Source organism: Pseudomonas sp. AMR01 (assembly GCF_041946035.1).
In the GTDB taxonomy this organism is placed as follows: domain Bacteria; phylum Pseudomonadota; class Gammaproteobacteria; order Pseudomonadales; family Pseudomonadaceae; genus Aquipseudomonas; species Aquipseudomonas antarctica_B.
Map to the genome: position 1 here is coordinate 137,501 of NZ_JAUTYR010000002.1, position 12,785 is coordinate 150,285.

Annotated in this window: 12 protein-coding genes; 3 read left to right on the top strand and 9 right to left on the bottom strand. The window is 60.2% G+C overall.

What is annotated here, in order from left to right; all coding sequences use genetic code 11:
- Nucleotides 1–112: 112 nt before the first annotated feature.
- The 3 genes from holA to leuS form a co-directional block, all read right to left on the bottom strand.
- Nucleotides 113–1,150 carry a DNA polymerase III subunit delta gene (holA, locus tag Q7C20_RS02545; RefSeq protein WP_375065114.1) on the bottom strand — a complete coding sequence of 346 codons (1,038 nt, stop codon included), beginning with the start codon at nucleotides 1,148–1,150 and terminating at the stop codon, nucleotides 113–115.
- 39 nt (nucleotides 1,151–1,189) lie between these two features.
- A complete protein-coding gene (gene lptE, locus Q7C20_RS02550) occupies nucleotides 1,190–1,795 on the bottom strand; it encodes an LPS assembly lipoprotein LptE (protein WP_348060004.1) in 606 nt (201 codons plus the stop codon).
- Between the two features lie 89 nt (nucleotides 1,796–1,884).
- Nucleotides 1,885–4,491, bottom strand: coding sequence for a leucine--tRNA ligase (gene leuS, locus Q7C20_RS02555; protein WP_375065116.1), 2,607 nt, complete (start codon nucleotides 4,489–4,491; stop codon nucleotides 1,885–1,887).
- A gap of 262 nt (nucleotides 4,492–4,753) precedes the next feature.
- Between leuS and Q7C20_RS02560 the strand changes: the two genes are divergently transcribed.
- Together Q7C20_RS02560 and Q7C20_RS02565 are read left to right on the top strand one after the other, a co-directional pair.
- Nucleotides 4,754–5,071 (top strand): hypothetical protein, encoded by a 318-nt coding sequence (locus Q7C20_RS02560; RefSeq protein ID WP_375065118.1) that lies wholly within the window; start codon nucleotides 4,754–4,756, stop codon nucleotides 5,069–5,071.
- A 98-nt stretch (nucleotides 5,072–5,169) separates the two neighbouring features.
- A complete protein-coding gene (locus tag Q7C20_RS02565; protein ID WP_375065120.1) occupies nucleotides 5,170–5,931 on the top strand; it encodes a YdcF family protein in 762 nt (253 codons plus the stop codon).
- A 120-nt stretch (nucleotides 5,932–6,051) separates the two neighbouring features.
- On the opposite strand, the gene lnt is transcribed toward Q7C20_RS02565, so the two are convergent.
- The 5 genes from lnt to miaB all read right to left on the bottom strand — a co-directional run bounded on the left by lnt (nucleotide 6,052) and on the right by miaB (nucleotide 11,471).
- Nucleotides 6,052–7,575 (bottom strand): apolipoprotein N-acyltransferase, encoded by a 1,524-nt coding sequence (gene lnt / locus Q7C20_RS02570; RefSeq protein WP_375065122.1) that lies wholly within the window; start codon nucleotides 7,573–7,575, stop codon nucleotides 6,052–6,054.
- An 8-nt stretch (nucleotides 7,576–7,583) separates the two neighbouring features.
- A complete protein-coding gene (locus tag Q7C20_RS02575; protein ID WP_015373027.1) occupies nucleotides 7,584–8,423 on the bottom strand; it encodes an HlyC/CorC family transporter in 840 nt (279 codons plus the stop codon).
- Nucleotides 8,424–8,465: 42 nt separating this feature from the next.
- Entirely contained in the window at nucleotides 8,466–8,924 is a 459-nt protein-coding gene (ybeY, locus tag Q7C20_RS02580; RefSeq protein WP_375065125.1) for an rRNA maturation RNase YbeY, read from the bottom strand.
- A complete protein-coding gene (locus Q7C20_RS02585) occupies nucleotides 8,917–9,921 on the bottom strand; it encodes a PhoH family protein (RefSeq protein ID WP_348059995.1) in 1,005 nt (334 codons plus the stop codon). The genes ybeY and Q7C20_RS02585 overlap by 8 nt, the downstream gene beginning before the upstream one ends.
- Nucleotides 9,922–10,142: 221 nt before the next feature.
- Nucleotides 10,143–11,471, bottom strand: a complete 1,329-nt coding sequence (gene miaB / locus Q7C20_RS02590; RefSeq protein WP_375065127.1) for a tRNA (N6-isopentenyl adenosine(37)-C2)-methylthiotransferase MiaB — start codon at nucleotides 11,469–11,471, stop codon at nucleotides 10,143–10,145.
- Between the two features lie 131 nt (nucleotides 11,472–11,602).
- On the opposite strand from miaB, the gene Q7C20_RS02595 reads away from it, so the two are divergent.
- A complete protein-coding gene (locus Q7C20_RS02595) occupies nucleotides 11,603–11,929 on the top strand; it encodes a DUF1820 family protein (protein ID WP_076952681.1) in 327 nt (108 codons plus the stop codon).
- Nucleotides 11,930–12,075: 146 nt separating this feature from the next.
- Here Q7C20_RS02595 and Q7C20_RS02600 read toward each other — a convergent pair whose 3' ends face one another.
- The gene (locus Q7C20_RS02600) at nucleotides 12,076–12,630 is read right to left on the bottom strand and encodes a tetratricopeptide repeat protein (protein ID WP_375065129.1); all 555 of its coding nucleotides are present in this window, start codon (nucleotides 12,628–12,630) and stop codon (nucleotides 12,076–12,078) included.
- Between the last annotated feature and the right edge of the window lie 155 nt (nucleotides 12,631–12,785).

Below are 12,785 nucleotides of genomic sequence, written 5' to 3' on the forward strand. Positions count from 1 at the left end.
GGAGCTGGCTTGCCTGCGATAGCATCGCCTCGGTGCGCCAGATGCACCGAGGTGCCAGCATCGCAGGCAAGCCAGCTCCCACATGCGAGTTGTGGCGGTTTTGAACGTGGGGTTATTCAGCGGGCAGTGTCAGGCGCTGGCCAGCCATCAGCAGTGACAACCGACTCAAGCTCATCCACGGCGAGCCAGCGGCCTGGCCCTTGATCTGCGCGTCGATACGCTGCGCCTCCAACAGAAGCTGCGCCCAGCGTTGCGCCGAGTGCCGTTGCAGGGCTTTGCCCATCAGCGGTTTGCGTTTGTCCCACACCGGCGGCCGGGCCTGGCTGAAGGCTTTGTCGAGTGGGATGCCCTGGCTGTATTGCAGGGAAATATTAGCCAGTACCCGCAACTCACGGGCCAGTGCCCACAGAATCACCGGCGGCTCGACGCCTTCGCCGCGCAACCCTTCGAGCATGCGCAGGGCGTGGGCGGGTTCGCCGTTGAGAATCGCATCCACCAGCCCGAACACGTCAAAACGCGCACTGTCGGCCACGGCACCTTGCACGGTTTCGACGGTGATCTGGCCGTCTTCGGCCATCAGCTTGAGCTTTTCGATCTCCTGGGCGGCGGCAAGCAAGTTGCCTTCGACCCGGGCGGCGATCAGTTCCACTGCGTCTTGCGTCGCCGACAGCCCCGATTGGGACAACCGCTGACGAATCCACTGTGGCAGCTGGTTACTGTCCACCGGCCATATCTGGATGAACTGGGTGTGTGGCCCTTCGACCAGCGCCTTGCCCCACTTGGTTTTCTGCGCGCTGCCGTCGAGCTTGGGCAGGCTGATCAGCAACACCGTGTCTTCAGCGGGCCGCGAGCAGTATTCCATCAAGGCCGCCGCGCCCTTGTCACCGGGCTTGCCCGAAGGCAGGCGCAGCTCCAGCAGGCGTTTCTCGGCGAACAGCGACATGCTTGCGCCGGCTTGCAGCAGCGTTCCCCAGTCGAAACTGGCGTCGGCGCTGAACACCTGGCGTTCGTCAAAGCCCTGCTGGCGCACGGCGTTGCGGATGGCATCTGCGGCTTCCTGGCACAGCAGCGGATCATCACCGCTGACGATATAGACAGGCGCGAGGCCACCTTGCAGGTGTTTGGCGAGTTGGGCGGGGGCGAGTTTCATAGGCGGGTCGAACGGGGCGCCTGGGGCGCCCCGTCTGGCTTACTCGACTGGAACTTCAGCAGGCGATTGTTTCGGCGTGTTGTCTTCGTACTCTTGCGCGGCTTTCAGAGCGTCGGCGTCAGCCTTGGCCTTGTTGTCGGCGGTCTGTTGCAGGGCTGCGAGTTTTTCCGGGTTCAGCTGCTGCAAACGCACCATCAAGCGCTGGATCAGCTCACGACGCATTTCCTTGCGAACCTGAATGATTTCCGAGTCCGAACCCACCAGGTTGTTACCGTCGTGGCTCACAACCTTCTGCACTTCGATCTTGTCACCCATCAATGGCAACTGGTCGCGGCCACGCAGTTCGTAGACCACCTTCGTGTTCAGCTCGATGTCCGACGCACGGCCAGCACTGGCGTAGCTGAGGTTACGCTGGGTCTCTTGCTCGTCCACCAGGGCCAGTTTGTAGGTTGCGCCGGTGTAAACGCGCACACCGCTGTTTTCCAGAGTCTGGCGCAGCTGCACCACGGTCTCGCCATAGGCGTTGCGGGCGCTGACGTCGAGTTCCTTGATGGACAGCTCATTGGTGCCGGTGCCGCGCAGCTGGAAGCCGCAGGCGCTCAACAGCACAGCAAGGCCCATCACCAGCAAATTGCGTTTGATCATTTTTGTTGCTCCCCTTGAAACCATGTCGGCCTTATCGAGGCCCTAAAGGTTTAGTTCGGCGCAGGGCTCAAGCCCTGCGCCCGATCCGATTAGCTTGCGACGATGTTGACCAGTTTGCCGGGCACCACGATCACTTTGCGGATCGTCAGGCCTTCGGTAAAACGCAGCACGTTCTCGTTGACGCGTGCAGCGGCTTCAACGTCTTCACGGCTGGCGCTGGCCGGCATGTCGATTTGGCCACGCAGTTTGCCGTTGACCTGAATCACCAGTTGCAGCGTGTCCTGTACCAGGGCGCTGTCATCCTGAACCGGCCAGCGCGCGTCGATGACGGCGCCGCTGTGGCCCAGGCGGTTCCACAGGTCGTGGCTGATGTGCGGCGTGATCGGGGCCAGCAGCAAGGTGACTGTTTCCAGGCCTTCGTGTACCAGCGCGCGGTCTTGTTCTGTGGCGTTTGGCGCTTTTTCCAGCACGTTCATCAGCGTCATCACCTGAGCGATGGCGGTGTTGAATTTGTGGTTCTGGCCGACGTCCTGGCTCGCCTGGCGAATGGCCAGGTGAGTGCTGCGGCGAATGGCTTTCTGTTCGTCGTTCAAGCCGGCCACGTCCAGTTTGCCCGGCAGACCCTGGCTGACATGGGCGTGAGCCAGGCGCCAGACGCGCTTGAGGAAGCGGTGCGAGCCTTCAACGCCGGAGTCGGACCATTCGGCGCTCATGTCAGGCGGCGAGGCGAACATCATGAACAGGCGGCAGGTGTCGGCGCCGAACTGATCGATCATCGACTGAGGGTCGACGCCGTTGTTCTTCGACTTGGCCATCTTCTCGGTGCCACCGATTTCCACCGGCAGGCCGTCGGCGATCAGTTTGGCGCTGATGACCTTGGCTTTGCTGTCACGCTCAAGCTCGACGTCCGCCGGGTTGAACCAGGTGTAAGCGCCATTGGCTTCACGGCGATAGTAAGTCTCGGCGACGACCATGCCCTGGGTCAGCAGGTTCTTGAACGGCTCGTCGGAGCTCACCAAACCTTCGTCGCGCATCAGCTTGTGGAAGAAGCGCGCGTAGAGCAGGTGAAGAATTGCGTGTTCAATGCCGCCGATGTACTGATCCACCGGCAACCAGTGGTCAGCCGCGGACTTCTCTACCAGGCCACCCTCGTAATGCGGCGAGGCGTAGCGGGCGTAATACCACGACGACTCGACGAAGGTGTCCATGGTGTCGGTTTCACGCTTGGCAGGCGCGCCACATTTCGGGCAACTGCACTCGTAGAATTCGGGCATGCGCGCCAATGGCGAACCGGCGCCGTCCGGCACCACGTTTTCCGGCAGGACGACCGGCAACTGGTCTTCCGGCACCGGCACGTCACCGCAGGTTTGGCAGTGGATAATCGGGATCGGGCAACCCCAGTAGCGCTGGCGGCTGATGCCCCAGTCGCGCAGTCGGAACTGGGTGCGCGAAGCACCGAGGTTTTTCTTGATCAGTGCGACTTCGATCGCGTCAAAGGCACCGGCAAAGTCCAGGCCATCAAACTCGCCGGAGTTGATCAGTTCGCCGTGCTCGCCGTAGGCGTCTTGCCACGGGGCCGGGTTGGTGTCACCGGAGCTGGTACGCACTACCGATTTGATCGGCAGGCTGTATTTGGTTGCGAATTCGAAGTCGCGCTCGTCGTGAGCGGGCACAGCCATGACTGCGCCATCGCCGTAGTGCATCAGCACGTAGTTGGCGACCCATACCGGCAACTTCTCGCCCGTCAGCGGGTGCTCGACGAACAAACCGGTCGGCAGGCCTTTTTTCTCTTGAGTGGCGACGTCGGCTTCGGCCACGCTGCCGCCTTTGCATTCGGCGATGAACGCCTGCAGCTCAGGGTTGTTTTGTGCTGCCTTTGTGGCCAGCGGGTGCTCGGCGGCCACGGCGACGTAGGTCGCGCCCATCAAGGTGTCTGGACGGGTGGTGAAGACTTTCAGTGCGCCCGCTTCGCCGATGGAATCGACGTTGTACGGGAACTGCACTTCCATGCCCTTGGATTTGCCGATCCAGTTGCGCTGCATGGTCTTGACCTGTTCAGGCCAGCCCGGCAGATCGTCGAGGCTCGACAGCAGCTCATCGGCGTAGGACGTGATTTTGAAGTAGTACATCGGAATTTCGCGCTTTTCAATCAGCGCGCCGGAGCGCCAGCCGCGACCGTCAATGACCTGCTCGTTGGCCAGAACGGTCTGGTCGATCGGGTCCCAGTTCACGGTGCCGCTCTTTTTGTAGATCACGCCTTTTTCGAACAGGCGAGTGAACAGCCATTGTTCCCAGCGGTAGTAATCCGGCTTGCAGGTGGTCACCTCGCGGGACCAGTCCACCGCCAGGCCCAGGCTGCGCAGCTGGGTCTTCATGTAGGCGATGTTTTCGTAGGTCCACTTGGCGGGGGCCACGTTGTTTTTCATCGCGGCGTTTTCCGCCGGCATGCCGAAGGCGTCCCAACCCATAGGTTGCAGGACATTTTTGCCGAGCATGCGCTGGTAGCGGGAAATCACGTCGCCGATGGTGTAGTTACGCACGTGCCCCATGTGTAGCTTGCCGCTGGGGTAAGGGAACATCGACAGGCAATAGAAAGTCTCCTTGCCTGGCTGTTCACTGACTTCAAAGGACTTTTGCTCGTCCCAGAACGACTGAGCGGCATTTTCTATTTCACGGGGCTGATATTGTTCGTGCATGGCTACTTTTGAACTGAATAGGGGTGGCCTAATCCTCTTCGGTGCAACGTTCAGGTCCATCGACACCAAAAAGCGGCGCGTCCGTGCCCAAACCCTGCGGGAAGTGGAGTTACAGGAAGCGCCGTAGCATACATGACCCCACTCTATCGAGGGAAACCCTGATTACGCAGGCAGGGCCGTCTGTCGCGGCGCCAGGCGCGCGCAGCCATGGGGGCTACGCTGTTTAGTGGGGAGTGAGTCTTATCTTCAATGAGGTGAGGGGATGGTTGAATCGCAGCGAACTTTAACGAAACCACAATTGTACGAAGGACTGATCGACCGTTTGGGTCGTGCATTGGACGCAGTAAACACCGCAGACCACTTGCGAGATGAGCGGCCTGTGGAGCTGGAGTTGCGAGGCTTGAGCCAGGCAGAACTTGAATTGATCCAGCGCTACCTGGAGTTGAATCACCACCGCGCCTCTCAAGGGCAGGCCTCCCCGCCCGCCCAGGGGCCTTCGCGTTCGGCAGAGGTTATCTGGCTGAAGGACGTGGTTGCCGGTCGCGGCCCCGAAAAACGTCGGGTCGTACGGTGCAAGTGACACACAGCGTCATCCGTTCGCGTTCTTGAAAAGGCGCCTGTAAAGATTGTCGCAAAACCCTGTTGCATCTAGGCTTCGGGCATCTATGGAGATGCCCGATGCCTTTTCGTTATTTCATTAAACAATTGCTCTTGCCGCCCGGCATTTTCTTGCTGCTGCTCGCCCTTGCCTGGTGGTTGCGTAAAAGCCGCCCTCGCGTGGCCAAGCTTTGCTTTGCCGTGGGGTTGGGCGGCATGTGGTTGATCAGCCTGCCAGTGGCGGTGCAGTGGGGCGCGTATGCGCTGGAAACCGAGCCTCCATTGGCCCGTGAAGAATGGGCCAGGCTGGCGCAACGAGCCGATGCGATTGTGGTGTTGGGCTCAGGGCGCGAACGCGGTGACCCGGCGTGGGGGGCTGACCAACCCACCGGCGTTGGGCTGGAGCGCCAGCGCTATGCCGCGCGATTGGCCAAGGCGTCCGGGTTGCCAGTATTGACCAGCGGCGGCTTGCACTACGGTACGCCACCGAGTGAGGCGCAACTGATGGCCGTGTCGATGCTGGATGATTTCGGCGTAACGGTGCGCTGGAAGGAAGAGCGCAGCCGTACCACTTGGGAAAACGCGCAGATGAGCGCAGAGATGTTGTTGCCGCAAGGGATCAAGCGCGTGGTGGTGGTGACCCAGGCCTGGCATATGCCGCGTGCGGTGTGGAGTTTTGAACAGGCCGGTTTTACCGTGGTGCCGGCGCCGGTGGGCTTTTTGGGCGTAGACAATGGCCGGCCGCTGGGCGGCTGGATGCCAGAGTTTGTCTCGGTGTGGCGCAGTGGGCAGTTGATCAACGAGGCGGTGGGGCAGGTGGGGTATCGGCTGTTTTACAGGTAACACAGCAAATCAAATGTGGGAGCTGGCTCGCCTGCGATAGCATCACCTCGGTTCAACTGATACACCGAGGTGCCTGCATCGCAGGCAAGCCAGCTCCCACATGGGTTTTGCGATTGGCGGTTAGACGGTTTTGGCCATGCGGCCCGCCAGCAGCGCCCAGCCAAACAACATCAGGCAAACAATGATCAACGGCCACGAACGCCATTCCAGATACGGCGTCAGGTTGTGCATCGGCACCACCTCACCGTAGAGAATCCCGCGTTCAAATTGCGGAATCTGCTCAGTAATCTGCCCAAAGGGGTTGATCAGCCCAGTCACGCCATTGTTGGTGGCGCGGATCATCCAGCGGCCGGCCTCCAGCGCGCGCATCTGCGCCATTTGCAGGTGTTGCAGTGGGCCGATCGAGCGGCCGAACCAGGTGTCGTTACTGATCGTCAGCAGCAAATCGCTCTGGGCCGACAGGCCTGCAGCGAATTCCGGGTACACCACTTCATAGCAAATGAACGGCGCAATTTGATAGCCCTTGGCCTGCAGCATTGCCTGGTCGGCAGGGCCACGGGCGAAGTCCGACATTGGCAGGTCGAAGAAGGCGATCACGCCGCGCAGCATGTCTTGCAGCGGCACGTATTCGCCAAATGGCACCAGTTTTTGCTTGAGGTAAGTGCCTTCACCTTCGCCCAGCACCGTAATGCCGTTGAAAAAGCGCTTCTGGTGATGCACTTCCTGACGGATCGGCACGCCGGTGATCAGCGCGGTGTGCCGGTCGGCGGCAAACTTGCTCATCATGCCCAGGTAGCCCTCAACGGACTCCTTGAGCACCGGCACGGCCGTTTCCGGCCACACCAGCAGGTCGACACGCTTGGAGCTGAAACTCATGTCGCGGTACAGCGCGAGCTGCGCGTTGAGCTGTTCCGGGTCCCACTTCATGCTCTGTTCGACGTTGCCCTGAATCGCGGCGACGGTCAGTGGCGGGCCGGACGGCGTGGTCCAGGCGTGATGCTTGAGCGCCAAACCAATCGCCCAAGGCGCTACCAACAGCACCAGACCCGCACCGATAAAGCCGTTGCGTTTACTCGCCAGCAGGCGCGGCAGGTTGCACAACACCGCAGCCGTCAGCGCCAGGGCGAAGGAAATCAGCCACATCCCGCCCAATGGCGCGAGGCCGGTGAGTGGGCCGTCGAGTTGGCTGTAACCGGAGTAAAGCCAGGGGAAACCGGTGAGGAACCAGCCGCGAAAGGCTTCCTGACCGACCCACAACGCCGCGAACGTCAAGGCATCGGCCAGCGGCGCTTCATTACGGCGCAGCCAGCGCGCCCATAGCCAGGCGGGCAGGGCGAAGAACAGCGCAATCGCGGCGGTGAATAGCAGCATCAGGAACCCCGCCAGCAGCACCGAAGCGCCGCCGAAGTGGTGAATGCTGTAGTAGATCCAGCTGGTGCCGGCGCCAAACAGGCCAAAACCGAAACACCAGCCACGGCCCAGGGCCTGACGTGGGCTCAATTCGCGCAGCCCGATATAGAACAGCCCGACCGCCACCAGCGCAAACGGCCACAAATCGAACGGCGCCAGCGCCAGGGTAGTTATGGCGCCGGCCACCACGGCCAGCAAATTACCGGGCCAGCCGGGAGCAATGAGACGGCGCATGTCAGTCCTTAGCGGGCAATAGGTGTCAGGCGAATCAAGTGAATACGGCGGCTGTCAGCATTCAGGATGCGGAAACGGTACGCGCCAATCTCGGTGGTCTCGTTACGTTTGGGCAGGTGCCCAAATGCACTCATCACCAAACCGCCGACGGTGTCGAACTCGTCGTCGGAAAATTCGCTGTCGAAGAACTCGTTGAAGTTCTCGATCGGCGTCAGCGCTTTCACCAGGAAGTCACCGCTTGGCAGTGGCTTGATGTAGCTGTCTTCTTCAACGTCGTGTTCGTCTTCGATGTCGCCGACGATCTGTTCCAGCACGTCTTCGATGGTCACAAGACCGGCCACGCCGCCGTATTCGTCGATCACAATGGCCATGTGATTGTGGTTGGCGCGAAACTCGCGCAGCAGCACATTCAGGCGCTTGGATTCAGGTACAAAGGTGGCCGGGCGCAACAAATCCTTGATATTGAAGTTATCGCCGTTCTCTTTGAGTATCAGCGGCAACAGGTCCTTGGCCAACAGGACACCCATGACGTCGTCATGGCTTTCACCGATCACCGGGTAGCGTGAGTGCGCCGAGTCGATCACGGCCGGGAGGAATTCCCGTGGGGTCTGGGTCGCCTTGATGCTGATCATCTGCGAACGCGGGACCATGATGTCCCGGACTTGCAGGTCAGCCACCTGGATGGCGCCCTCGACAATGGCCAGCGCTTCGCTGTCCAGCAACTTGTTTTGATGGGCCTCGCGCAGCAGCTCAAGCAGCTCCTGGCGGTTTTTCGGCTCGTGGGCAAAAGCCTGGGTCAGTTTACCCAGCCATGACTTCTGCCCGTTGCTCGATCGGTCTTCGCTCATAGCGATTACTCTAAATCCTTTGTTGTGTCAGTTGAGTGTTGATCAGTTTTCGTCATCTGCATAAGGGTCAGGGTGACCCAATTCAGCAAGCAACGTTTGTTCCAGTGTTTCCATTTCCTCGGCTTCGTCATCGTCTATATGGTCGTAACCCAAGAGATGCAAGCAGCCGTGGATGACTAGATGGGCCCAATGGGCCTCAAGTTCCTTGCCTTGTTCCTTTGCTTCACGTTCCACCACCGGGACGCAGATCACCAGGTCGCCCAGCAACGGGATATCCAGTAACTCATCCGGTACGTCGGCAGGGAAGGACAGCACGTTGGTCGCGTAGTCCTTTTGGCGCCAGGTGTGATTCAGTTCACGGCCTTCGGGCTCGTCGACCAGGCGAATGGTCAATTCCGAGTCGGCGGTGCGCTGGCGCAAGGCCAGGGCGCACCATTGACGGAACTGTTCTTCACTCGGGGCGGGCGCTTCGGTGGCCAGCTGCAGGTCTAGCTCAAGCATTGTGGCGGGCGTCCTTGGACAAGCCGTCGTCACGGTGTTCGAAGCGCTCATAGGCTTCGACGATGCGCTGTACCAGCGGATGGCGAACCACGTCCTTGGGCGAGAAGTGCGTGAAACTGATGCCCGGCACGTCCTTGAGCACTTCAATCACATGGCTCAAGCCCGACTTGGTGCCCTTGGGCAGGTCAACCTGGGTAATGTCGCCGGTGATAATGGCCGTGGAGCCAAACCCGATGCGGGTCAGGAACATCTTCATCTGCTCGACGGTGGTGTTCTGGCTTTCGTCGAGGATGATGAAGCTGTTGCTCAAGGTGCGGCCGCGCATATAGGCCAGCGGGGCGATTTCGATCACCTGACGCTCAATCAGCTTGGCCACGTATTCAAAGCCAAGCATCTCGTAAAGCGCGTCGTAGAGCGGACGCAGGTACGGGTCGATCTTCTGGGCGAGGTCGCCGGGCAGGAAGCCGAGTTTTTCGCCCGCTTCAACCGCCGGGCGCACCAGCAGGATGCGCCGCACTTGCTCGCGCTCAAGGGCGTCCACTGCGCAGGCCACGGCCAGGTAGGTCTTGCCGGTACCGGCTGGGCCGATGCCGAAATTGATATCGTTACCCAGGATTGCCTTGACGTACTTCTGCTGATTCAAGCCCTTTGGGCGAATCATGCCTTTTTTGGTACGCAGGGCCACGCTGGCTTCGGCGACAGGGTTGTTGGCCAAGTCTTCCACAGCCGACTCCTGCAAATACAGGTGCACGGTTTCTGGCGAAAGCTCGCTACCCTTGGTTTCGCGGTAGAGACGGCGCAGCAGGTTTTCTGCCGATTTAGTGTCTTGGGCTTCACCGATGAGCTCGAACTGATTGCCGCGGTTGCGGATCTCGATGCCCAGGCGTTGTTCGATCAAGCGCAGGTGCTCGTCGAACTGTCCGCACAGGTTGGCGAAACGGCGAGCCTCAAAGGGCTCGAGGAGAAAACGATGGGGTTCTACGATGGGTGCGTTCAAGGTCGCTTTTAGCCGCCCTTTGGCAGTTGAGGTGAAAGAGAGGATAACGCCAGCCGCCTGTGTGCGAAAGCACTTAAATATCCTGAGCGTGGCTCGGTTCCCATGTGGGAGCGGGCTTGCTCGCGAATGCGGTCTATCAGTATCCGATGTGTCGTCTGATACACCGCATTCGCGAGCAAGCCCGCTCCCACATTTTGAACTCCACCAGCCCGGCATGCTGGTTACTGGATCAGTGAGCCGCGCAACGAATGGGGCTGGGCCGCATCGATGTGCACGTCGGCAAACTGCCCGATCAGTGTGGGCGTGTCGCAGCGGAAGTTGACGATGCGGTTGTTCTCGGTGCGGCCTTGCAGCTCGCCCGGGTCTTTTTTCGAATAATCGGTGACCAGAATCCGCTGGATCGAGCCGACCATCTGTCGGCTGATCTCGAACCCTTGCTGATTCAGGCGGTGCTGCAGCGCGTTCAGCCGTTCTTTTTTCAGCGCTTCCGGGGTCTCGTCCGCCAAATCGGCAGCCGGCGTGCCCGGGCGTTGGCTATAGACGAAGGAGTAGGAGAAGTCGAAGCCGACGTCTTCGATCAGCTTCATGGTCTGCTCGAAATCTTTCTCGGTCTCGCCAGGGAAGCCGACGATAAAGTCCGAGCTGATGCAGATACCCGGCACCGCCGCGCGCAATTTGCGCAGTTTGGATTTGTATTCCAGGGCCGTGTGGTTGCGCTTCATCGCCGACAGAATGCGGTCTGAGCCCGATTGCACCGGCAAGTGCAGGTGTTTGACCAGCTCCGGCACATCGGCGTGGGCCTGGATCAGGCTGTCGGAAAACTCCAGCGGGTGCGACGTGGTGTAGCGAATGCGCTCTATACCGTCCACCGCCGCCACGACGCGGATCAGCTCTGCCAGGTCGGCCAGGCGGCCGTCTTCGGTCTGGCCGCGATAGCCGTTGACGTTCTGGCCCAGCAAGGTCACTTCGCGCACGCCGTTTTCAGCCAAATGAATAATTTCCGCCATCACGTCATCAAACGGCCGGCTGACTTCTTCACCACGGGTGTAAGGCACGACGCAGAAGGTGCAGTACTTGCTGCAACCTTCCATCACCGACACATAGGCGCTCGGCCCGTCGATGCGCGGCTCGGGCAAGTGGTCGAATTTTTCGATTTCCGGGAACGAGACGTCCACTTGCGGCAATTTGGTAAGGCGCGCGGCGTCGATCATTTCCGGCAGGCGGTGCAGAGTTTGCGGGCCGAAGACCACGTCGACATAGGGCGCGCGGTCGCGGATCGCGGCGCCTTCCTGGCTGGCCACGCAACCGCCGACGGCGATCACCATGTCCGGGTTGGCCAGTTTCAGTTCACGCCAGCGGCCCAGCTGGGAGTACACACGGTCCTGGGCCCGCTCGCGGATCGAGCAGGTATTGAGCAGGATCACGTCGGCATCTTCGGCGCGGGCGGTAACTTCCAGGGCCTGATGTTCGCCCAGCAAGTCGACCATGCGCGAGCTGTCGTACTCGTTCATCTGGCAACCGTGGGTTTCGATGTAAAGCTTCTTGGCCATGGGAATCGTCAACTGGTGGTAAAGAACCGCGCATTATAGGGGGCATGCCCATTGGTTCCTAGCGTTGTGCATCGGGTGCCATGCTATAGTTCGCGCCCTCTTTTATATCCCCGATGTGTTATCCGCCCACCATGACCAAACGTGAAGCTCCAATCTATAAGGTGATTTTCCTTAACCAGGGCCAGGTGTTCGAAATGTACGCCAAGCAGATCTATCAAAGTGATCTGTGGGGCTTCCTGGAAGTGGAAGAGTTCGTCTTTGGCGAGCGCACGCAGCTGGTCGTGGACCCGGGCGAGGAAAAACTCAAGGCGCAGTTTGAAGGCGTGGTGCGCAGTTTTGTGCCGATGCATTCGATTGTGCGCATCGACGAAGTGGAGCGCATGGGCACGCCGAAGATCAGCGAGGCCCGTGGCACCAGCAATGTGATGCCGTTTCCGATGCCAATGCCTGAGAAGTAGGGTTTTTGTGGCGAGGGAGCTTGCTCCCGCTGGGCTGCGCAGCGGCCCCAAAACCATTCACTGATATTTTTCTGACAGGCGGCCAAATTGCATTAGGACCGCTTCGCGCCCCAGCGGGAGCAAGCTCCCTCGCCACAAAGAGCGGATCAGGGCAGGGGTGAAAACGGCGAACGCCCGTCAGCACTCTGCAATTCCTGCAGGTAATTGCGGAAAATCTGCCCCAGCACCTGCGTCGCTACTTCCAGCTCATCACGCTGCATGTGCTCGGCCACTTCGTCGGCCGTGTCCAGCGCGTCTTCGGCGCCGTTGACCGCCGCCATCTTCAGCACGATGTACGCCTGCACGTTGTTGGCCGGCACGCCTTCGCCTTTGAAGAACATGTTACCCAACTGGAATTGCGCCTGCGCGTGGCCCTGCAACGAGGCTTTTTCGAAATAGCTCAAGGCTTTGTTGAGGTCGCGGGCGGGGTTTTTGCTGTCGTGGAAGTACTCACCCAACTCGTATTGCGCCTGCGCATCCCCATCGTCAGCCTGTTTCTGGCACGCGCTCAGGGCTTCGGCCTGGCTGTCTGGCTGGGTATTGAGGGTGCAACGACCCATCGCTGGGATTAACAACGAGTTGCCGCCTGCTTGTGCATGTGCCAGCAGCGGCTGAAGGAGCAACAGGCAGCCCAGAACCAGGGTGCGGCCGGTGCGTTTCATGGGAATCGACTTACCTCTGACGGGGCGCGTGGACCCTCGGGGAGTCCAATAAGCGCGCATTATGAAATAAGCAGGCACCTGCTTACAAAGTCTTTACTCGTTTTTCTGCTGCGTGGGCAAGTTATCTGCCGGATTGCAGGTCATTTCTCGAGAAA

Excerpts from the sequence above, each read along its gene's own strand:
- ybeY (WP_375065125.1), bottom strand. The coding sequence starts at position 8,924 with ATGCTTGAGCTAGACCTGCAGCTGGCCACCGAAGCGCCCGCCCCGAGT.
- lptE (WP_348060004.1), bottom strand. The coding sequence starts at position 1,795 with ATGATCAAACGCAATTTGCTGGTGATGGGCCTTGCTGTGCTGTTGAGC.
- lnt (WP_375065122.1), bottom strand. The coding sequence starts at position 7,575 with ATGCGCCGTCTCATTGCTCCCGGCTGGCCCGGTAATTTGCTGGCCGTG.
- miaB (WP_375065127.1), bottom strand. The coding sequence starts at position 11,471 with ATGGCCAAGAAGCTTTACATCGAAACCCACGGTTGCCAGATGAACGAG.
- Q7C20_RS02595 (WP_076952681.1), top strand. The coding sequence starts at position 11,603 with ATGACCAAACGTGAAGCTCCAATCTATAAGGTGATTTTCCTTAACCAG.
- leuS (WP_375065116.1), bottom strand. The coding sequence starts at position 4,491 with ATGCACGAACAATATCAGCCCCGTGAAATAGAAAATGCCGCTCAGTCG.
- Q7C20_RS02600 (WP_375065129.1), bottom strand. The coding sequence starts at position 12,630 with ATGAAACGCACCGGCCGCACCCTGGTTCTGGGCTGCCTGTTGCTCCTT.
- Q7C20_RS02565 (WP_375065120.1), top strand. The coding sequence starts at position 5,170 with ATGCCTTTTCGTTATTTCATTAAACAATTGCTCTTGCCGCCCGGCATT.
- Q7C20_RS02575 (WP_015373027.1), bottom strand. The coding sequence starts at position 8,423 with ATGAGCGAAGACCGATCGAGCAACGGGCAGAAGTCATGGCTGGGTAAA.
- Q7C20_RS02560 (WP_375065118.1), top strand. The coding sequence starts at position 4,754 with ATGGTTGAATCGCAGCGAACTTTAACGAAACCACAATTGTACGAAGGA.
- holA (WP_375065114.1), bottom strand. The coding sequence starts at position 1,150 with ATGAAACTCGCCCCCGCCCAACTCGCCAAACACCTGCAAGGTGGCCTC.